Origin of the sequence: Streptomyces sp. NBC_00012, from assembly GCF_045040875.1 — a bacterium.
GTDB lineage: Bacteria > Actinomycetota > Actinomycetes > Streptomycetales > Streptomycetaceae > Streptomyces.
The window spans coordinates 5,319,160-5,338,847 of record NZ_CP108309.1 but is presented as its reverse complement, the minus strand read 5'-3'; the positions used below and the strand labels follow the sequence as shown (position 1 = coordinate 5,338,847).

At 70.6% G+C, this 19,688-nt stretch carries 19 protein-coding genes and 2 pseudogenes; 7 read left to right on the top strand and 14 right to left on the bottom strand.

All coding sequences use genetic code 11. From position 1 onward, the window contains the following. Window positions 1–3: 3 nt before the first annotated feature. A pseudogene (locus OHA19_RS24625) lies at window positions 4–311 on the bottom strand (Scr1 family TA system antitoxin-like transcriptional regulator); the annotation flags it as partial. On the opposite strand from OHA19_RS24625, the gene OHA19_RS24620 reads away from it, so the two are divergent. The 3 genes and pseudogenes from OHA19_RS24620 to OHA19_RS24610 all read left to right on the top strand — a co-directional run bounded on the left by OHA19_RS24620 (window position 308) and on the right by OHA19_RS24610 (window position 2,380). Next, complete coding sequence (locus OHA19_RS24620) at window positions 308–700, top strand: ATP-binding protein (RefSeq protein ID WP_405753307.1); 393 nt, start codon at window positions 308–310, stop codon at window positions 698–700. The pseudogene OHA19_RS24625 and the gene OHA19_RS24620 overlap by 4 nt on opposite strands. 203 nt (window positions 701–903) lie before the next feature. Then, window positions 904–1,416, top strand: a pseudogene (locus OHA19_RS24615) (helix-turn-helix domain-containing protein); the annotation flags it as partial. Window positions 1,417–1,483: 67 nt separating this feature from the next. Next, entirely contained in the window at window positions 1,484–2,380 is an 897-nt protein-coding gene (locus tag OHA19_RS24610; RefSeq protein WP_405751624.1) for a hypothetical protein, read from the top strand. Between the two features lie 79 nt (window positions 2,381–2,459). Here OHA19_RS24610 and OHA19_RS24605 read toward each other — a convergent pair whose 3' ends face one another. Beyond that, window positions 2,460–3,617, bottom strand: coding sequence for an acyl-CoA dehydrogenase (locus OHA19_RS24605; RefSeq protein WP_342282166.1), 1,158 nt, complete (start codon window positions 3,615–3,617; stop codon window positions 2,460–2,462). Between the two features lie 209 nt (window positions 3,618–3,826). On the opposite strand from OHA19_RS24605, the gene OHA19_RS24600 reads away from it, so the two are divergent. Next, window positions 3,827–5,170, top strand: a complete 1,344-nt coding sequence (locus OHA19_RS24600; protein ID WP_405751622.1) for a UDP-glucose dehydrogenase family protein — start codon at window positions 3,827–3,829, stop codon at window positions 5,168–5,170. Window positions 5,171–5,179: 9 nt separating this feature from the next. Here the strand turns inward: OHA19_RS24600 and OHA19_RS24595 are convergent, their stop codons facing one another. Then, window positions 5,180–5,689 carry a CGNR zinc finger domain-containing protein gene (locus OHA19_RS24595; RefSeq protein WP_405713307.1) on the bottom strand — a complete coding sequence of 170 codons (510 nt, stop codon included), beginning with the start codon at window positions 5,687–5,689 and terminating at the stop codon, window positions 5,180–5,182. A gap of 95 nt (window positions 5,690–5,784) precedes the next feature. Here OHA19_RS24595 and OHA19_RS24590 point away from each other — a divergent pair, with 95 nt between their 5' ends. Further along, window positions 5,785–6,147: a VOC family protein gene (locus OHA19_RS24590; RefSeq protein ID WP_405713308.1), complete on the top strand. Its 363-nt coding sequence runs from the start codon at window positions 5,785–5,787 to the stop codon at window positions 6,145–6,147. Window positions 6,148–6,205: 58 nt separating this feature from the next. Here OHA19_RS24590 and OHA19_RS24585 read toward each other — a convergent pair whose 3' ends face one another. From OHA19_RS24585 to OHA19_RS24575, 3 genes are read right to left on the bottom strand one after another with little or no spacing between them, the layout of a single operon-like run. Further along, window positions 6,206–7,426 (bottom strand): dipeptidase, encoded by a 1,221-nt coding sequence (locus OHA19_RS24585; RefSeq protein WP_405713310.1) that lies wholly within the window; start codon window positions 7,424–7,426, stop codon window positions 6,206–6,208. Between the two features lie 6 nt (window positions 7,427–7,432). Beyond that, window positions 7,433–7,972, bottom strand: coding sequence for a 5-(carboxyamino)imidazole ribonucleotide mutase (gene purE, locus OHA19_RS24580; protein ID WP_405713312.1), 540 nt, complete (start codon window positions 7,970–7,972; stop codon window positions 7,433–7,435). Next, a complete protein-coding gene (locus tag OHA19_RS24575) occupies window positions 7,969–9,108 on the bottom strand; it encodes a 5-(carboxyamino)imidazole ribonucleotide synthase (RefSeq protein ID WP_405713314.1) in 1,140 nt (379 codons plus the stop codon). Before OHA19_RS24575 ends, purE begins: the two co-directional genes overlap by 4 nt. A 176-nt stretch (window positions 9,109–9,284) precedes the next feature. Here OHA19_RS24575 and OHA19_RS24570 point away from each other — a divergent pair, with 176 nt between their 5' ends. Further along, window positions 9,285–9,860, top strand: a complete 576-nt coding sequence (locus OHA19_RS24570; protein WP_405713316.1) for a GtrA family protein — start codon at window positions 9,285–9,287, stop codon at window positions 9,858–9,860. 42 nt (window positions 9,861–9,902) lie between these two features. Here OHA19_RS24570 and OHA19_RS24565 read toward each other — a convergent pair whose 3' ends face one another. Together OHA19_RS24565 and OHA19_RS24560 are read right to left on the bottom strand one after the other, a co-directional pair. Continuing rightward, window positions 9,903–11,168 (bottom strand): ATP-binding protein, encoded by a 1,266-nt coding sequence (locus tag OHA19_RS24565; RefSeq protein WP_405713318.1) that lies wholly within the window; start codon window positions 11,166–11,168, stop codon window positions 9,903–9,905. Window positions 11,169–11,219: 51 nt separating this feature from the next. Further along, the gene (locus OHA19_RS24560; RefSeq protein ID WP_072488330.1) at window positions 11,220–11,897 is read right to left on the bottom strand and encodes a response regulator transcription factor; all 678 of its coding nucleotides are present in this window, start codon (window positions 11,895–11,897) and stop codon (window positions 11,220–11,222) included. A 492-nt stretch (window positions 11,898–12,389) separates the two neighbouring features. Between OHA19_RS24560 and OHA19_RS24555 the strand changes: the two genes are divergently transcribed. Next, on the top strand, window positions 12,390–13,880 hold the full coding sequence (locus OHA19_RS24555; protein ID WP_405751619.1) for a peptide MFS transporter: 1,491 nt from the start codon (window positions 12,390–12,392) through the stop codon (window positions 13,878–13,880). Window positions 13,881–14,022: 142 nt separating this feature from the next. Here the strand turns inward: OHA19_RS24555 and OHA19_RS24550 are convergent, their stop codons facing one another. The 6 genes from OHA19_RS24550 to OHA19_RS24525 form a co-directional block, all read right to left on the bottom strand. Further along, window positions 14,023–15,387: a hypothetical protein gene (locus OHA19_RS24550; protein WP_405721529.1), complete on the bottom strand. Its 1,365-nt coding sequence runs from the start codon at window positions 15,385–15,387 to the stop codon at window positions 14,023–14,025. A 38-nt stretch (window positions 15,388–15,425) separates the two neighbouring features. Further along, complete coding sequence (locus OHA19_RS24545) at window positions 15,426–16,574, bottom strand: hypothetical protein (RefSeq protein ID WP_405713322.1); 1,149 nt, start codon at window positions 16,572–16,574, stop codon at window positions 15,426–15,428. Beyond that, entirely contained in the window at window positions 16,571–17,578 is a 1,008-nt protein-coding gene (locus OHA19_RS24540; RefSeq protein ID WP_405713324.1) for a hypothetical protein, read from the bottom strand. The genes OHA19_RS24545 and OHA19_RS24540 overlap by 4 nt, the downstream gene beginning before the upstream one ends. 87 nt (window positions 17,579–17,665) lie before the next feature. Next, window positions 17,666–18,337 (bottom strand): peptidase, encoded by a 672-nt coding sequence (locus OHA19_RS24535; protein ID WP_405713326.1) that lies wholly within the window; start codon window positions 18,335–18,337, stop codon window positions 17,666–17,668. Window positions 18,338–18,538: 201 nt separating this feature from the next. After that, complete coding sequence (locus tag OHA19_RS24530; protein ID WP_405713328.1) at window positions 18,539–19,054, bottom strand: ATP-binding protein; 516 nt, start codon at window positions 19,052–19,054, stop codon at window positions 18,539–18,541. Window positions 19,055–19,246: 192 nt separating this feature from the next. Then, complete coding sequence (locus OHA19_RS24525) at window positions 19,247–19,615, bottom strand: STAS domain-containing protein (RefSeq protein WP_266732405.1); 369 nt, start codon at window positions 19,613–19,615, stop codon at window positions 19,247–19,249. Window positions 19,616–19,688 lie beyond the last annotated feature (73 nt).

The following is a 19,688-nucleotide window of genomic DNA, read 5'->3' as shown; positions in this document are numbered from 1 at the left end:
GTTCTCTCGCAGCATTTGCTCAATGAGGGCCAGAGTCTCTCGGGGCGTGAGAGCCTCGGCTCGGATGATGCCATACCGCAGTTCAAGGATACGGAGCTGCTTCGCGTCGGAGACCGCCCGACCACTGAACACCCCTTCCGAGCGCCCCATGGCCGTACCGTCAACTTCAGCACCTGCGTCTCCCCCTGCATTCCGGCGTGCTCCTCTCACGCAGTCGGCATGACCTGAATCGCGACATTCCGCAACTGAGCGATCAGCAGAAGGTGTTCGAGCTGTCGACGCAGAACCCGCCAGACTCGCCCGCCTCCTGGCCACGGCGCATCTGGGCGATTGGGGGATCGTCTGCGAACCGGCCGCGCACATCGTCGCCGAGCTGGCCGCCAACGCCGCCGCCCACGGCCGCGTACCCGGCCGGGACTTCCAACTCAGCCTCAGTGCCCGGCGCGACGAGCTCCTGCGGATCGAGGTGACCGACACCCGGGGCGAACAACTGCCCGTCGTCTCCACCCCCGACCAGTACGCGGAGAGCGGGCGCGGCCTGCTGATCGTCGAGGCGCTGGCCGATCGCTGGGGCATCGACGTCGGACCCGTCCCGCGCAAGACGATCTGGGCCGAACTCGACCTCGTGCCGCACCCGCTCCACCGGGTCGCGGAAACCCACGACCCGGTGAGCCACGTCCCCGCGCTCCACGACGCATAAAGCTTCAAAGAACCTGGAGAGATCACCCTTCCCACCCAAACCCGACCCCGTCACTCACTCGGGTGACATGGGGCAACTGGGCTGGATTTCATGCGGGTTGGCTGGCATATGCTCGCCGCGACAACTCCAGACATGCGACGGCCCCCGACGAGATTCGCACTCTCAACCGGGGGCCTGACCACCGAGGAAGTAGGAGCTTCCCGATGGATACCTCGCAGATTACCGCGCCCTCGTGCACCCCGTCCCCCGTACCCGGAGACGCCACACCGTCATCCGGCGTCATCCACGTCAACTTCCGGCATGCCGCAGGCTTCACCGTCATCGGCAACCACCTCGCCCAGCACCGCGGACTCTCCCTCGCCGCGATCGGCCTCGCCGCCCACATCCAGTCGCTCCCCGCCGGAGCCAGGATCGGCATCAAGCGCCTCGCCGAACGCTTCCCCGAGAGCGAGACCCGCGTCGCCGCCGCCCTGCGCGAACTCGAAGCCCACGGCTACCTCCACCGCAGCCGCGTACGCCTCGCCGGCGGCCGCATCGTCACCCGCACCGTCTCGTACAACCAGCCCGGCGCGGTCACCCACCCCGTCGCAGTTCCCCGGCCTCGGACGGCCCCCAGCAAGCCGACCCCACAGACCGCACCGCCACCCCGCGCAACCACTCCCGAACCGCGTCCGGCTCCGGCCCCCGCAGCACCCCCGGCACCCAGGCCACTGCCGCGACTGCCGGTCAGACCTCCACACAGCCGCCTGACTGGAACATCACCCACAACCCGAACGGATCTGCATGGTCAGCTCGCCCCACGAAGCAATGCACCGCATCTTCCAGGAGTACCCCGGCCTCTTCTCCCGCGTCTCCGAAGTACTCGGAGTCGACATCCCACCACCCACCTCGGCCACCGCGCTGCCCACCGACCTCACCGAAGCCCGTCCCGTCGAACGCCGGGTGGACACCCTCCTGCGCATCGAAACAGAGCACGACGGGCCCTTCGTCCTCGCCATCGAGGCCCAGGGCAAGAAGGACCCGCGCAAGACCGCCAGCTGGCCGTACTACGTCAGCTATCTCCACAACAGGTATGGGCTGCCCGTCCTGTTACTGGTCGTCTGCCAGGACCGCGCAACCGCCGAATGGGCCGCGCGACCCATCGCCATCGGCATCCGTCAATGGCAGACCCTCGCCCTGAACCCCCTCGTCGCGGGACCGCACAACATGCCGGTGATCACGGACGTGGCCGAAGCCCGCAAAGACCTCGCGCTCGCCACCCTGGCCGCCATCACACACGCCGACAATCCGGGCGTCGGTGCCATACTGAAAACCCTGTCCGCCGCGCTGCGGGACACGCCGGAAGCAATCGCCGACCCCATCGTCGAACTCACCGCACAGGGCCTGGGCAACCGCCCGGCCGCACAACAGTGGAGGAACCTGGTGGCCGTGGACCTCTCTTTCTACAAGTCCTTCATGTCGGAGGAAATCCGGGACGAAGGCCGAGCCCAAGGCCGAGCCCAAGGCCGAGCACAAGGCCGTGCAGAAAGCCTGCGGCTGGTCCTCGAAGCACGCGGTATCACCATCACCGACGAGCTCCGCGAGAAGATCGACAACTGCAATGACCCCCAGCTCCTGCACGTGTGGCTCAACCGCGCCGCCACCGCCGCCTCCGTCGAGGAGGTCTTCGCCGGGGAGTGATCCAGCTCCTGTCTCCACGCCCAGACAAACGTCCGGCCCCCGAGCATGCGTCGGGGGCCGGACACCGAAGCAACAACCGCTACGGCAGGTTCCTCGCCATCACGATGCGCTGGACCTGGTTCGTGCCCTCGTAGATCTGGGTGATCTTCGCGTCGCGCATCATCCGCTCCACCGGGTAGTCCCGCGTGTAGCCGTAGCCGCCGAGCAGCTGGACCGCGTCCGTGGTGATCTCCATCGCCACGTCGGAGGCGAAGCACTTGGCCGCGGCGCCGAAGAAGGTGAGGTCGCCGTCGAGGCGTTCGGACTTGGCGGCGGCGGAGTAGGTGAGCTGGCGGGCCGCCTCCAGCTTCATGGCCATGTCGGCGAGCATGAACTGGATGCCCTGGAAGTCGGCGATCGGCTTGCCGAACTGCTTGCGCTCCTGGACGTAGCCCTTGGCGTAGTCGAGGGCGCCCTGCGCGATGCCGAGGGCCTGGGCCGCGATGGTGATGCGGGTGTGGTCCAGGGTCTTCATCGCGGTGGCGAAGCCGGTGCCCTCCTCGCCGATCATGCGGTCGGCCGGGATGCGGACGTTGTCGAAGTAGACCTCGCGGGTCGGCGAGCCCTTGATGCCGAGCTTCTTCTCGGGGGCGCCGAAGGACACGCCCTCGTCCGACTTCTCGACGACGAAGGCCGAGATGCCCTTGGAGCGCTTGGTCGGGTCGGTGACGGCCATGACCGTGTAGTACTCGGAGACGCCCGCGTTGGTGATCCAGCGCTTCACGCCGTTGAGCACCCAGAAGTCGCCGTCACGGACGGCCTTGGTCTTCATGCCGGCCGCGTCGGAACCCGCGTCGGGCTCGGAGAGGCAGTACGAGAACATGCCGTCGCCCTTGGCGAGCGGGCCCAGGTACTTCTTCTTCAGGTCCTCGGAGCCGGAGAGGATCACCGGGAGGGAACCCAGCTTGTTCACGGCCGGGATGAGGGAGGAGGAGGCGCAGACCCGGGCCACCTCCTCGATCACGATGACCGTGGCCAGCGCGTCGGCGCCGGCGCCGCCGTACGCCTCGGGTACGTGCACCGCGTGCAGGTCCGCCGCGGTCAGGGCGTCCAGCGCCTCCTGCGGGAAGCGCGCCTCCTCGTCGACCGCCGCCGCGTGCGGGGCGATCTTCGCCTCGGCGAGCGCACGCACCGTCTCCCTGAGCATCTCGTGCTCCTCGGCCGGACGGTACAGGTCGAAATCGGTCGAACCCGCCAAGACGCTCACTCCCCAAGACGCTAACTACCGTTAAGTAACCCAATTTTAGAGCGCTGCTCCCGCAATGGCCTATGCAAAGCCCGCGTGAGCTTCACGACAGGGGCCGGAAAGGGGCGGGCGAGGCTGTGCGGACGGCCGGAATCCGGGTCTTCGGGAGCACGACTATGCTCGTTCACCGCACGTCTGTCCGCATCTCCCAGGAGCGTTCCATGGCCCTCAGGATCACTGTGATCGGCACCGGCTACCTCGGTGCCACCCACGCCGCGGCCATGGCCGAGCTGGGCTTCGAAGTGCTCGGCCTCGATGTCGTGCCCGAGAAGATCGAGATACTCGGCACCGGCAAGGTCCCGATGTACGAACCGGGCCTGGAGGAGCTGCTGCGCAAGCACGTCGAGGGCATCGAGGGGTCCACGGGGCGGCTGCGGTTCACCACCTCCCCGGAAGAGGTGGCGGCCTTCGGCGATGTGCACTTCGTCTGCGTGAACACTCCGCAGAAGCATGGCGAGTACGCCTGCGACATGAGCTACGTGGACGCCGCCTTCGAGTCGCTGGCGCCCCACCTGACCCGGCCCGCGCTGGTCGTCGGGAAGTCGACCGTCCCGGTGGGCTCGGCGGCCCGGCTCGCGGCGCGGCTGGCGGAGCTGGCGCCGGTGGGCGCCGACGCGGAACTGGCCTGGAACCCGGAGTTCCTGCGCGAGGGTTTCGCCGTGAGCGACACTCTGCACCCGGACCGGATCGTCGTCGGTGTGACGAGCGAGCGGGCCGAGAAGCTGCTGCGCGAGGTGTACGCGGTGCCGGTCGCCGAGGGGTCGCCGTTCGTGGTGACGGACTTCCCGACCGCCGAGCTGGTGAAGACCGCGGCCAATTCGTTCCTGGCCACGAAGATCTCGTTCATCAACGCCATGGCGGAGGTCTGCGAGGCCGCCGACGGCGATGTGAAGAAGCTGGCCGAGGCGATCGGGCACGACGAACGCATCGGCTCGAAGTACCTGCGGGCCGGGATCGGCTTCGGTGGCGGCTGTCTGCCGAAGGACATCCGGGCCTTCATGGCGCGCGCCGGTGAGCTGGGCGCGGACCAGGCCCTGACCTTCCTCCGCGAGGTCGACTCGATCAACATGCGGCGCCGCGGCCACATGGTGGAGCTGGCCCGCGAGGCCGTGGGCGGCGATTCCTTCCTCGGCAAGCGGGTGGCGGTGCTGGGCGCGACGTTCAAGCCGGACTCGGACGACGTACGGGACTCGCCGGCGCTGAACGTGGCCGGGCAGATCCACCTCCAGGGCGGCCAGGTCACCGTCTTCGACCCGAAGGGCATGGACAACGCCCGGCGGCTCTTCCCGACCCTCGGTTACGCGGACACAGCGCTGGACGCGGTGCGTGGCGCCGATGTGGTGCTGCATCTGACGGAGTGGCGCGAGTTCCGCGAGCTGGACCCGGCGGCGCTCGGCGAGGCCGCGTCCCGCCGGATCATCCTGGACGGCCGCAACGCGCTCGACAGCGAGCTGTGGCGCGGGGCCGGCTGGACGTACCGGGCGATGGGGCGTCCGACCGCCTGATCCCGTGCCTCACCCGCGCTTCGCGCGGTAGGTGCGCATCTTGGCGCGGGCGCCGCACACCGACATGGAGCACCAACGGCGGCGCCCCGCCGGGCTGCGGTCGTAGTACGCCCAGCGGCAGTCCGCCGCCTCGCACACCTTGAGCCGGGCCCAGGTGCCGTCGGCCGCGGCAGTGGCGATGGCCGCGGCGACGCGTGCGGTCAGCCCGGCCGGTTCGGTGGCGGGGCGCAGTGCGGCGACGCCCGCCGCGTCCACGGTGACGCGCAGCGGCGCCCCGGCGAGCAGCCGGTCGAGCGGGGAGGCGGTGCCGTCCGGCGGGCGGTGGCCGGCGTGGGCGAGGCAGACGGTACGGAGCGCCTCGCGCAGGTCCCTGGCTTCCGGGACGTCCCGTTCGGTGAGGCCGAAGGCGGCACGCCCGTCCGCCGTATCGAGAGTGTCCGCACCCGTCTCCACGTCCAGGGTGTTGACCAGGGCCTCGACCAGTGCGAGCTCCCCGGGCGCGGATTCCTTCTCACTCATGGTTGCGACGTTACCTCCCATGCGGCAGCATGCAGTAACGGTTACCGGTTAAGCCCATGAGGGGGTAACCGTTTCGTCCGGAGGAGGAATGTGTCATGGCTGTCGCCACACTGGGTGCCGTCGTCCTGGACTGCCCCGACCCCGCCGCACTCGCCGGCTTCTACGCCGGGCTGCTCGGCGGTGAGATCACGCCCGGCGGCGAGGACTGGGTGGAGCTGACCGGGATCCCGGGCACGGTTCTCGCGTTCCAGGCCGCGCCCGGCCACGTACCGCCGCGGTGGCCGGGTACGGACGGCTCGCAGCAGTTCCATCTGGATCTGACCGTGCCGGACCTGGACGCGGCGGAGAAGGAGGTGCTCGCGCTGGGCGCCACCGTGCTGGAGGCTCAGGACCGGGAGCGGAGCTTCCGGGTGTACGCGGATCCCGCGGGGCACCCGTTCTGTCTCTGCGCGTCCTAGCTAGACGACGTGTGGGGGCGCCCCGGAGGGCGCCCCCACACGTGAACGGCTCAACGGCTCAGACGGTCGCGCCGTCCAGCTGCTCGATCGTGGCGTGCGACGGGCCGCGGCGGGTCCGCAGCTCGCGGGCCACGTCCTCGGCGTCGCGCAGCACCCGTACGGCGTTTCGCCAGGTGAGCTTGGCGAGGTCGGCGCCGGACCAGCCGCGGCCGAGCAGCTCCGCGATCAGGTTCGGGTACCCGGCGACGTCCTGGAGGCCCTGGGGGAGGAAGGCGGTTCCGTCGTAGTCGCCGCCGATGCCGATGTGGTCGATGCCGGCGACCTCGCGCATGTGGTCGAGGTGGTCGGCGATGGTCGCCACGGTGGCCATCGGGCGCGGGTTGGCCGCCTCGAAGTCGGCGTGGACCCGCATGGCCTGCGCGGTGGTGTCGAGGTGGTGCAGGCCGTGCGCTCGCATGTTCTCGTCCGCGGCCAGGGTCCAGGCGACGGCCTCGGGCAGGACGAACTTCGGCACGAAGGTCACCATGGCGATGCCGCCGTTGGCGGGGAGCCGGCCGAGGACGTCGTCGGGGATGTTGCGCGGGTGGTCGCAGATCGCCCGCGACGAGGAGTGCGAGAAGATCACCGGCGCCGTGGAGGTGTCGAGCGCGTCGCGCATCGTGGTGGCCGCCACGTGGGAGAGGTCGACCAGCATGCCGGTGCGGTTCATCTCCCGTACGACCTCGTGGCCGAACGGCGAGAGGCCGCCGACGCCCGGTCCGTCGGTCGCCGAGTCCGCCCACGCGATGTTGTCGTTGTGCGTGAGCGTCATGTAGCGGACGCCCAGGGTGTGCAGGGCGCGCAGGGTGCCCAGCGAGTTGTTGATGGAGTGGCCGCCCTCGGCGCCCATCAGGGAGGCGATGCGGCCCTCGGCGCGGGCCGCCTCCATGTCGTCGGCCGTCAGCGCACGCCGCAGATCGGCGGGGTGGCGGCCGATCAGCTCGGCGACCACGTCGATCTGTTCCAGGGTGGCGCTGACGGCTTCGTCGCCCGCCATGTCGGACTGTACGTAGACGGACCAGAACTGGGCGCCGACGCCGCCCGCGCGCAGCCGCGGGATGTCGGTGTGCAGATGGGCGGACTGATCGGTGGAGATGTCGCGGGCGTCGAGGTCGTAGCCGACCTGTTCACGCAGCGCCCACGGCAGGTCGTTGTGGCCGTCGACGACGGGGTACTGGGCGAGGAGCTCCCTCGCTCGCTCCAGCCGGTCCGCCTGCTGTGCCTGCTCCGTCTGCTGCACGGCCGCCTACTTCCCGAAGCCGAAGGAATCGGCGCCCTGGACCTTGCTGCGGAGCCGCTTGCCCTTCTCCGTCGCCTGGTCGTTCAGCTCCTGCTGGAACTCCCGCATCCGGGCCAGCAGCTCGCCGTCGTGGGCGGCGAGGATCCGGGCGGCGAGCAGACCCGCGTTGCGCGCGCCGCCGACCGACACGGTCGCGACCGGCACACCGGCGGGCATCTGCACGATGGAGAGCAGGCTGTCCATGCCGTCCAGGTACTTCAGCGGGACCGGTACGCCGATGACCGGCAGCGGGGTCACGGAGGCGAGCATGCCGGGGAGGTGGGCGGCACCGCCCGCGCCCGCGATGATCGCCTTCAGACCGCGGCCCGCCGCCTGCTCGCCGTACGCGATCATCTCGTGCGGCATGCGGTGGGCGGAGACGACGTCGACCTCGTAGCGGATCTCGAACTCGTCGAGGGCCTTGGCCGCTGCTTCCATGACGGGCCAGTCGGAGTCCGAGCCCATGACGATGCCGACGAGGGGCGCGGCGGTGGCGGGAGAGGTCATTCGGTGATCGTTCCTCGCAGGTAGTCGGCCGCGTGCCGGGCGCGCTCGCGCACGTCCGCCAGATCGTCGCCGTAGGTGTTGACGTGTCCGACCTTGCGGCCGGGCTTCACGTCCTTGCCGTACATGTGGATCTTGAGCTGCGGATCGCGGGCCATGCAGTGCAGGTACGCCTGGTACATGTCCGGGAAGTCGCCGCCGAGGACGTTGGACATGACCGTCCAGGTGGCGCGCGGGCGCGGGTCGCCGAGCGGCAGGTCGAGCACGGCCCGGACGTGGTTGGCGAACTGGGAGGTGATCGCGCCGTCCTGGGTCCAGTGGCCGGAGTTGTGCGGGCGCATCGCCAGCTCGTTGACCAGGATGCGTCCGTCGCTCGTCTCGAAGAGTTCGACGGCGAGGTGGCCGACGACACCGAGCTCGGAGGCGATCCTGAGCGCGAGCTGCTGGGCCTCGCCGGCCAGCCGCTCGTCCAGCTCCGGCGCCGGGGCGATCACCGTGTCGCAGACCCCGTCGACCTGGATCGACTCGACGACCGGGTAGGCGACGGCCTGGCCGTGCGGCGAGCGGACGATGTTGGCCGCCAGCTCCCGTACGAAGTCGACCTTTTCCTCGGCCAGGACCGCGACACCGGCCCGGAACGGGTCGGCCGCGTCCGCCTCGGAGCGGACCACCCAGACACCCTTGCCGTCGTAGCCGCCGCGGACCGTCTTGAGGATGACCGGGAAGCCCCCGACCTCGTCCGCGAAGGCCGCGGCATCGGCCGGGTCCGTCACGATGCGGTGGCGGGGGCAGGGCGCGCCGATCTCGGTGAGCTTCGCGCGCATCACCCCCTTGTCCTGGGCGTGCACCAGAGCGCCGGGCCCCGGGCGCACGGGGATGCCGTCCGCCTCCAGGGCCCGCAGGTGCTCGGTCGGCACGTGCTCGTGATCGAAGGTGATCACGTCGCAGCCGCGCGCGAAGGCGCGCAGCGTGTCCAGGTCGCGATAGTCGCCGACGACGACCTCGCTCACCACCTGGGCCGCCGAGTCCTGAGGGGTGTCACTGAGGAGCTTGAACTTGATGCCGAGGGGGATGCCCGCCTCGTGGGTCATTCGGGCGAGCTGACCGCCACCGACCATGCCGACTACCGGGAACGTCACTCCTCCAGGGTATCCGCCGCTCCGGGAAGCTCCCGACGACGCCCTCCGTCCGCCCCCGGACCGGGCGGTCGTGTCACAGCATCGCCACACCACTCACGATGTCCCCGGGCGGCCCGCGGGCCGGCTGGATAGCATGACGGGGTTGACGTAACCGACGGACGGGCAGAGCGATCACCATGAGCGAACGGGGCGCACTGCGGGCGCGGCTGGAGCTGCTTGCCCGGGAAGTCGCCAAGTTCGGCGTGGTCGGCGGGGTCGGCCTGGTGGTCAACATCGGGGTGTCCAACCTGCTCTGGCGCTACACCACCATCCCGACGGTACGGGCCGGTCTGCTGGCCACCTTCGTCGCCGTCCTCGGCAACTACATCGGCTTCCGCTACTGGACGTACCGGGACCGTGACAGGAGCGGACGGACCCGTGAGCTGACGCTGTTCCTGCTGTTCAGCGCGGTGGGCGCGGTCATCGAAACCGGTGTGCTGTACACGGCGACGTACGGCTTCGGCTGGGACAGCCCGGTCCAGAGCAATGTCTTCAAGGTCCTCGGGATCGGCCTCGCGACGCTCTTCCGCTTCTGGTCCTACCGGACGTGGGTGTTCAAGGCCCTGCCCGTGGAGAAGCCCGCGCCGGCCGTCGAGACCCCCGTGGCCGGTGGGGCCAGCGGGGCCGAGGGGGCTGGTAGGGCCGAGGGGTTCCTGAAGCAGGGGCGCACGGAGCCGGTGCCGCGGGTCGGGGCGGATTCCGCACGGGGATAGCGCCACCGCGCCTCCGCACGGCGACAGCGCCTCCCGCGCCGCTCACCGCACCGGGCGTTCCGGTTCCTGCCTCTTCAGGGCCACCCGGCTGAGGAACAGGGCGAAGACCGCGGGCTGCTGCTGGAGCAGTTCCAGGCGGCCGCCGTCCGCCTCCGCGAGGTCCCTGGCCACCGCGAGGCCGATGCCCGTGGAGTTGCGGCCGCTGATCGTCCGCTCGAAGATCCGGGCGCCCAGGTCGGGGGGAACCCCCGGGCCCTCGTCCGTGACCTCGATGACCGCCTGATTGCCGGTGACCCGGGTGCGCAGCGCGACCGTACCGCCGCCGTGCATCAGCGAGTTCTCGATGAGCGCGGCCAGCACCTGGGCGACGGCGCCCGGCGTGCCGACGGCCCGCAGGCCCTGCTTGCCGGAGCGGACGATGGCCCGGCCCGCGCTCCGGTAGGCGGGACGCCACTCCTCGATCTGCTGCTTGACGACTTCGTCGAGGTCGAAGACGACGGCGGAGCCGGTGCGCGGATCGCGGGCGTTGGTCAGCAGCCGCTCCACCACGTCGGTGAGCCGCTCGACCTGGGTGAGGGCGATGTTCGCCTCCTCCTTCACCGTGTCCGGGTCGTCGGTGACCGAGATCTCCTCGATCCGCATGGAGAGCGCGGTGAGCGGCGTGCGGAGCTGGTGCGAGGCGTCGGCGGCCAGCCGGCGTTCGGCGGTGAGCATCCGGGCGATCCGTTCGGCCGAGGCGTCCAGGACATCGGCGACCCGGTCCAGCTCCGGCACTCCGTACCGCTTGTGGCGCGGCCGCGGGTCGCCTGAGCCCAGGCGTTCGGCGGTCTCGGCCAGGTCGGTCAGCGGTGAGGTCAGCTTGTTGGCCTGGCGTACGGCCAGGAGCACGGCGGAGACGATGGCCAGCAGCGCCACCGCGCCGATGATCATCAGGGTGCGGCCGACCTCGCGGGTGACCGCGGAGCTGGATTCCTCGACGGTGACCCGCTCGCCGCGCTCCCCCTCGGCCGTGCTCCTGATCACACTGCCGGTGGGGCGCTTGCCGATTTCGAAGGGCTCACGGCCGGGGATCTTGACCAGCGCGTAGCGTTTGCCGGCGATCTGCTGGGACAGCAGTGCGTGGTTGATCCGCTCGTCCTCCAGCAGCCGGCTCTCGACGACGCTGATCAGCCGCAGCGCCTCGGAGTCGACGCTCTCCTGGGCGCTGTTGCTGATGGTGCGGGTCTCGACGATGACGAGGGAGACGCCGAAGACGGCGATCACCACGAGCACCACGGCGAGAGTGGAGTTGATCAGTCTGCGGCGCATGAATACTTCTGCTCGTCGGCTCTTCCCGGAACGGTGGCCCCCCTCGGAACGTCAGCTCTTCTCGAAGCGGAAGCCGACGCCCCGTACGGTCGCGATGTAGCGGGGGTTGGCGGCGTCGTCGCCGAGCTTCTTGCGGAGCCAGGAGATGTGCATGTCGAGAGTCTTCGTCGACGACCACCAGGTGGTGTCCCAGACCTCGCGCATCAGCTGGTCCCGGGTGACGACCCGGCCGGCGTCCCGGACCAGGACCCGCAGCAGGTCGAACTCCTTGGCGGTGAGCTGGAGTTCCTCCTCGCCCATCCAGGCGCGGTGCGACTCGACGTCGATCCGGACGCCGTGCGTCGCGGGCTGCGGCGCGGGCTCCGTGGCGCCGCGGCGCAGCAGGGCCCGGACGCGGGCGAGGAGTTCGGCGAGGCGGAAGGGCTTGGTGACGTAGTCGTCGGCGCCCGCGTCGAGGCCGACGACGGTGTCCACCTCGTCGGCGCGGGCGGTCAGCACCAGGATCGGCACGGTGTGACCCTCGGCACGGAGCCTGCGGGCCACTTCGAGGCCGTCCATCCCGGGCAGTCCCAGGTCGAGCACGACCAGGTCGATTCCGCCCTGGAGGCCGGCGTCGAGTGCGGTCGGACCGTCTTCGCGGACCTCGACCTCGTAACCCTCCCGACGCAGTGCGCGGGCCAGCGGCTCCGAGATGGATGCATCGTCCTCGGCGAGCAGTACACGGGTCATGGAGTGATGGTAGTCCGCGTGGGGCGGATGCCGTGAGGTGATCCAAAAGCCCTGCAGGTCTGCGAAATAAACGAGTGGACGCCTTCGAATGTGTGGGCTTGGCTCCATTGAAACCTGTGATCCATCTCTCAAGTCCATTCATATCCGGCTCTGTCGTGGCGTATGGTGGCTCGACGCCTGTTGCACTACTCAAGGACCCTTGGGCAGCTTTTAGCGCCAAGGGTCTCTTTTGTTGGCCGACTGGTACCCGCCAGTCGCGGACTTCAGTGAATGACCTGCGGCCGGGCCCGGAACGCGAGAATGCGCTCCGGGCGTGGATCCCGACACGGTCGGTCCCCGTCTCCTTCAGCCGGCTCCTTCGTGAGCCGGGCGGTCGGGACGAATCCCCTCTCGGGCGTGAGGGGTGGGACGCGCCCGTGCCGGTGCCGGCCTCCCCCCACCGGGCGCACCACGCTCACAAGGCGTCGCGTCCCGAGCACACAAGGATCGACCATGGCGTCCAGCCTGACGAAGGACCCGGCCAGTACTTCTGGATCCGCGAAGACCTTCTTCGGCCACCCCCGCGGCCTGGCCACTCTCTTCATGACCGAGATGTGGGAGCGCTTCAGCTTCTACGGCATGCGGGCCCTGCTTCCGCTGTACCTGGTCTCCAGTTCCGGCCTGCACATGAACGCGGCCACGGCCACCGCGATCTACTCCATCTACATGGCGATGGTGTACCTGCTGGCCATGCCCGGCGGCTGGTTCGGCGACCGGGTCTGGGGGCCGCGCAAGACGGTCACCATCTCGGCCGCGATCATCATGCTGGGCCACCTGACGCTCGCACTGCCGGGCTCCGGCACCTTCTTCGCCGGTCTGGCGCTGGTCGCGCTGGGCTCCGGGCTGCTGAAGGCCAACATCTCCACGATGGTCGGCCACCTCTACAACGGCCCGGACGACCCGCGTCGCGACGGTGGCTTCACCGTCTTCTACATGGGCATCAACCTCGGTGCCTTCGCCGCGCCGCTGATCATCGGCACCGTCGGCGAGAAGGTGAACTGGCACCTCGGCTTCGCCATCGCCGCGGCCGGCATGGCGCTGGGCCTGGCCCAGTTCCTGATCGGTACCCGCCACCTCAGCGCGCGCAGCAGCGTCGTCCCGAAGCCGCTGTCGGCCGAGGAGCGCCGTACGACCCTGCGCAAGGGTCTGCTGTGGCTGATAGTGGCCGTCGTCTTCTACGGCGTCCTCGTCGCCACCGACGTCTACACGCTGAACTGGGCGCTCGTCCCGATCACCATCGCCGGTCTGATCATCCCGATCGCGGTGCTGGTCCGGATCAAGCGGGACCGGGACCTCTCGCAGACCGAGCAGTCGAAGATGTCCGGCTACATCTGGTTCTTCGTCGCGGCTGCCGTGTTCTGGATGATCTACGACCAGGGCGGCTCCACGCTGTCGCTCTTCGGTGAGTCCTCCACCACCAACAGCGTGTTCGGCCTGGACTTCCCGACCTCCTGGTACCAGTCGGTCAACCCGGTCTTCATCATGGCGCTGGCCCCGGTCGTCGCCTGGATATGGCTGGCGCTGAACCGGCGCGGCAAGGAGCCGAGCACGGTCGTCAAGTTCGGTTCGGGCCTCTTCCTGGTCGGCGTCTCCTTCCTCGTCTTCATGCTGCCGCTGACCATGACGACGGACGGCGACAAGGTCAGCCCGATGTGGCTGGTTTCGATCTACTTCCTGCAGACCGTCGGTGAGCTCTGCCTCTCCCCGGTCGGCCTCTCGGTCACCACGAAGATGGCGCCCGCGAAGTACGGCAGCCAGATGATGGGTGTCTGGTTCCTCGCGGTCACCGCGGGCGACTGCACCACCAGCCTGCTGTCGCTGGCGGGTGTCGATCTGAACAAGACCGGCATGGTGGGCCTGGAGGCGGCGCTCGCGATCGTCGCCGGGTTCGCGATCTGGATGTACCGCAAGAAGGTCACCCAGCTCATGGGCGACGTGTGCTGACGCGCTGAAGCGCTGGTCGCACACCGCGCCCGAGGGCCGCCGCACCGTACTGGTGCGGCGGCCCTCTTGCTCTTGGTACGGCGGACCTTCCGCCGTGCCTGAGGCGTCGATACGGCCCGTCGGCGTCGTTACCTGAGCCGGCTCACCTGGTGCCGCGCAGCCTGCGCCACGGGGTGAAGGTGAACACGGCGCCGCCCAGCAGGATCGCCGTGCCGGCGACCAGGCCGAGGGCGCGCAGGGTGCCGTTGTCCTCGGCCCCGGTGGCGGCCAGCCCACCGGAGGCGGTTCCGCCGGCCGTGGAGCCGGACGTGGAGCCGGTGGCGCCCGAGGAGCCGGAGGCGCCGCCCTCCTGGGCAGCGGTGTCGAGCTCCAGCGACGGGGCCGCCGAGCCCTTCACCTTGCACGGGATGCTGAGCTTCTGGCCGCCCAGGGTGACATCGATCGTCAGGGTGCCGGGGCTGAGCGTGGACTTGCCGGACGCGCCGGGCTTGTACGTGCCGGTCATGTCGGCCAGGTCGACCGGCTTGCCCAGCTTCAGCGGTTCGGCGTTGGCGGGCCCGGTGACCTTCACCGAGCCCTTGTCCGCGCCGCCCAGGGTGACGTCCATGGACGGCTTGAGCGCGCCGGCGGGCAGGTCGGCCGGGCTGTCCATCACGCCCTTGGCCGTCTTGACCGTGAGAGCGTAGTCCCCGCCGCTCTTCTTGGCGTTGATCGTCACCTTGGAGCCGATGTCGGCCGGTCCCGGGGACGTACAGGTGAAGTGGACCGCGACCTCCTTGCCGGGGAAGTCGGTCTGCCCGCCGCCACCGCCGGAGCCGGAGCCCGAGGTGGAGCCGCCGGAGTCGCCGCCGGTCGTCGTGCCGCCCGCGGTCGTACCGCCTGTGGTCGTACCGCCCGCGGTGGTGCCTCCCGTGGTCGTGCCGCCCGAGGCCGTGGAGCCGGAGGTGGTCCCGCCCGCGGTGGTGGAGCCACTCGTCGTACCGCCCGAAGCGGTGGATCCGCCGCCGTCCGTGACCTTGATGGTCGCGCCCGGCTGCACGGCCTCCTTCGGGGTGCACTTGGTGTCCGTGGAGATCGGCTTGGAGACGTTGATGTTGTACGCGTCCGGCGTCAGCGTGATCTCGCCGGCCTTCTCCAGCTTCAGCGTGCCCTTCATGTCGGGCAGCACCATGGGGCTGTTCTTGGGGATCGGCGGGTTCTGCCGCGGCCCTTCCATCTGCACGGTGCCAGTGGCCGCGCCGCCCACCTTGAGCGTGCCGGTCGGCTTGACCGTGTCCTTGCCCAGATCGAGCATGTCGGGGTTCTTGGAGGCGGCCGCGACCGTCTTCCACACCACCTCGACGGTGTCGCCGACCTTGGCCTCGGCGGGCGCGGTCAGCTGCACCTGGGTGGTGCCCTGCACGGGTGGCAGCCCGGAGATGGGCGGCGGAATGCACTCGGTCGCGTACGAGACGTCGGCGGCCTGGGCCGGACTCGCGGCCAGCAGCATGCCCGCGCCGCCGAGCATCATCGCGACTCCCGCCGCGACTGTTCTGCGTTGCGTACTCACGAATGTCCCTTCGTCGTCGGTCTGTTCTCTGACGGTGCGGAATCGGGTGTGAACCACGGCAGCGCGGCCGTGGTGGTGGCCGGGCCGTCGGTGGACGCGGCCGTGGGGTCCTCGGCGGGCGCCGGCGTACGGCGCGGCTTCGGGGTCTTCACGGACTTTCCGGCGGCCCCTCCCCGGGGGCGCCGTCGCCGGGCGCGGCCCGGGGCGCGTGAGGAGCGGGGCCGTATCTTGTCGACGACCGCCATGCCGATCCGGAACACGGCGGCCGGCACGACGAGGCACAGCAGGATCCAGAAGAGCGTGACCCCCCAGGGACGGCCGACCCCCCAGGGCTGTTCGGCCAGCACCTTGCCGCCGTAACGGAGCGAGACCTGGTAGTCGCCGTGGGCGCCCGCCGTCAGTTCGACCGGCAGCTTGATCTGCGCCTTGCGGCCGGAGGCGATGGTGCCGCGCCACTGCTGCTCCTCCCACTGCGGGGCGAAGACACCGTGCGCGGTGCCGACCTCGAAGACCGGGTCCTTGACCGGGGCGGAGCCGAGGTTGCCCACGGTGAGGACCAGCCGCCTGGAGGGCGGGGCGCCGAACCAGGTGAGGATCCCGCTCTCGCCCTCCAGCCGGGTAGTGGCCAGCACCGCGAGCCTGCCGCCCCAGGTGTCCTTCGGCAGCGCGGCGATCGGGTGGCCCGCGACGACGAACACGGCGTCGGCGGCGGCCTGTTCCCCGGTGACGGTGGCGACGTGCACCACGCAGGGGCAGGGCACGGGCGGCTCGGCGACCGGCATCTTCTTGCGGAAGGCGCCCTTGCCGTCGGTGGTGACGGCCCGGCCCTCGGCGTTGGCGCAGGAGTTGGTGCCGCCGATCACGCCCCGGTCCTGCGTGGACCGTCCGCAGATCAGCATCATCAGCAGTGCGTTCGGGCGCCAGCCGCTGCCCTTCACGGTGATCTCACCGCCCTTGCCCGCCTGCTGCTTGGAGAGGGTGACCACGGGCTTCGCGTCCGCGGCCCTCGCGTCCGCCGCGCCGGCCCCGGGCGCGGAGAGCATCAGCAGGGCGGGCAGCAGGGCCACGAGCAACGCCACGAACGGCGTCGTGGCCCTCCGGTGACCGCTGCCGCGGGGTGCTGCCGGTCCGGCCTGTCCAGTCACGATTCCGCTCCCGCCTTCGCCAAGTGCCTGCGCCCTGAGTGCTGTTGACCGCCCGGCGACCCCCCGGGCCGTTCTCCGTCATCGACGCCGACATCGAGATCGGCATCGGCATCGGCATCGGTCCGCTGCTGCCGCCGGCGCGATCGCCTGCGCCGGTACGCGTACACGCCCGCGCCCGCACCGGCCAGAACCAGCAGTGCGCCGGCGGTCAGCGGCGCCCACGGCACGAAAACGGCGCGGGCCGTCGCCTCGCCGTGCGCGCCGCCCGCCGCCGTGACGCGCAGCCGTACGGTCGCCGAGTCGAGCGCGGGTGCGCCCCGCCACGGCTCGGTCAGCCTGAGGCGCTCTCCGGGCCGTACCTCCACCGGCAGGGCGCGGGCCTCGCGCCGCAGCAGCGTCCCGAACACCCCGTCGGCCCGGACAGCGAGCCTGGGGGCGAGGACCGCGTTGCCCCGGTTGACCAGCGTGTAGTGGATGGTCCGCCCGGACACGCTGACGTTCTCGACGGTGAGCGCGGCCAGTGTCGGCCCGCCCACCCGCAGCCGGACCGGTACGCCCACCGTGCGGTCGCCGCCGTGTACGACGATCGCGGCGGGGCGGTCGCCGGGCGTCGCCCCCGTCGGCACCGTGACGGTGAACGGCACATCGGCCCGGGTGCGGGCCGGGACGGTCACCTCGGTGGCGGCGGTCCGCAGCCAGCGCCCGGTCCCGGTGGCGCTCCTGCCGCCCTTCGCGTCGGCCCCGCTCAGCCGCACGGTGACCGGGGACCGCCCGCGATTGGTGACGGAGATCCGGTCCTGGAGAACGGTGCCGGGCGGGCCCTCCAGGTAGACGTACGGTCTGCCGCCCGTGCCGGAACCGCTCACCGCGGGCTGCGCCGTCCACGAGGCGGCGCCCGTGTGCGGCGGCGTCCGCGGCGCGGCACCGGCCACCGGTGTCATGGCGAGAGCACACAGCAGTACGGCAAGGGCGAGTCGGGCGGCGTGACCGGTCGGCGACGGCATGGGCGGCTCCCTGGTGCGTGACGGCGGCGGCTGGATCCCGGGCCCCGGGCCGTTCCGGATCCGGGCCCGGTCCGGCAGGAACGGCCCCTATCGGCCCGCGACCCCCTGTCCGCGCCTGGTCAGCCAGAGCACCCCGGCCGCACCGGTCAGCAGCACCGTGCCGCCCAGCGTGCCGAGCGCCACGGCCGAGTCGAGCGGTCCGGTCTTCGGCAGCTGCCCGCCGCCGTCGTCCGGGGCGCCCTGCGCGTTGCCCGCGGCCGTCACGTCGAGCTGGAGCGACGGTCCCGGCTTGTTGGCGGGGGTGCAGGTCGTGGTCGTACCGAGCGCCTTGATGGTGAGCACTCCGGCGGTGAAGTCGACCTTGCCGCTCTTCTTCGGGGTGTACGTACCCGACAGGTCACTGATCTTGATGGGGCTGTTGGCAGGTATGGCGGTGGAGTTCGGCGCGCCTGAGACCTGGACCTGGCCGGAGTCGGCGCCGCCCACCTCGATGACGGCGCTGGGGCTCATCGCACCCTTGCCCAGTTCGACGGGGCTGGAGGAGACACCCTTCTGGAATGACATCGTGAGCCGGTAGCCACCCCCGCTCTTGACGCTCTTGATGTCGATGGGCGACACGGCGCTCTTGTCGCCGATCGGGGTCTTGCACTTGTAGTCGACGTCCACGACCGTGGCGTGGGCGGCGGGCGCGGCCATCAGCACCACCGTGCCCGCCAGCGCGGACGCCAGCGCAAGAGCTGTTCGCTTCTGGTAGGACACCTGAGTTCCCCTCATGCCGGAAGTCGCCGCACGCCGGTTCGCACCGACGCAAGTTACTGACGACACATCAGATCGGGCGCTCAAGGTACGCCGGGTGTCTTGTGGAGGGAAGACAAAGAGCGCGCCGATCCGGCGCGCTCTTCGGGGGCTGTCGACAACGGGGGGCACACCTGCGCGGGGCACCCCGGCGGGCCTGCCTGCCTACACGGGGGCGGCCAGCTCCGCCCAGACGGTTTTCCCGGACCGGCCGGGCACCCGCAGGACGCCCCAGTCCAGGCAGAGCCGCTGCACGATGAACATGCCGTGCCCGCCGGGACGTCCGGCCCGGTGCGGGGTGCGCGGCGCGGGCTGCCCCGCGCCCGAGTCGGAGACCTCCACCCGCAGCACCTTCGCCGTGCAGGCGATACGCATCGCCTCCGGCCCGTCGGCATGCAGACAGGCGTTGGTGACCAGCTCGGAGACGACCAGCAGGACATCCTCGGCGGCGGCCCGGCCGTCGGCGCTCGACGCGGGGAGCCAGCCCCATTCGTGGAGCGCCTGGCGGGCGAAGTCGCGGGCGGTCGGCACGATGCCGCTGACCCCGCGCAGCGACAGGGTGAGCCACTGCCGCTCGGCCGGCTCGGAGGGGACCGCACCGGCGCCCGCGTCCGCCTCCACGCCGGCGCCCTCCGGCTCGCGGCCGAGGTCGCCCGGCGGATGCTGCCGGGTGGTGCTCATCAGCGCTTCACCTCACCGATTCACCATGTCGCCATCGAACAATTACAAGTACGGATTCAGATTCTGGTGGTCGCCCACGGCTCCGCCGGATGACTTCTGCCCGGCCGAATCGTGACAACACCCACTTCGCCTACGCGGATCGCGTGACACGGGCAACACCTGGGGCGCCCGGGGCCGCGAAACGCGCCGCGGTCACGTGTCCAGGGCCGCTTCGAGGGAGTCGTGGACGGTGAAGACCGCCTCGGCCCCGGTGATCTCGAAGACCCTCGCCACCACCGGCAGCATTCCGGCCAAATGGACCCCTCCCCCGGCCGCCTCCGCTTTCAGGCGGGCACCGAGCAGCACATTGAGCCCGGTGGAATCACAGAATTCGAGTCCCGAGCAGTCGACCACCAGGCGCACCCGCCCCTGCTCGACCGCGTGCTCCAGGGGCTCCCGCAACAGATCCGCCGTGTGGTGATCCAGCTCACCCACCGGCGTCACGACCTCGCTGCGCCCTTCGGTCCGGACCTCGACATGAAGTCGACCCCGGTTCGCACTGCCGACCGTCCCGCGGTCCATGCCCGTCCCTCTTCGCCGTTCGTCACTGCCTGCGCCTTCGCGTGCGCAGATGCGTATGTGCTGCCTCTGACGT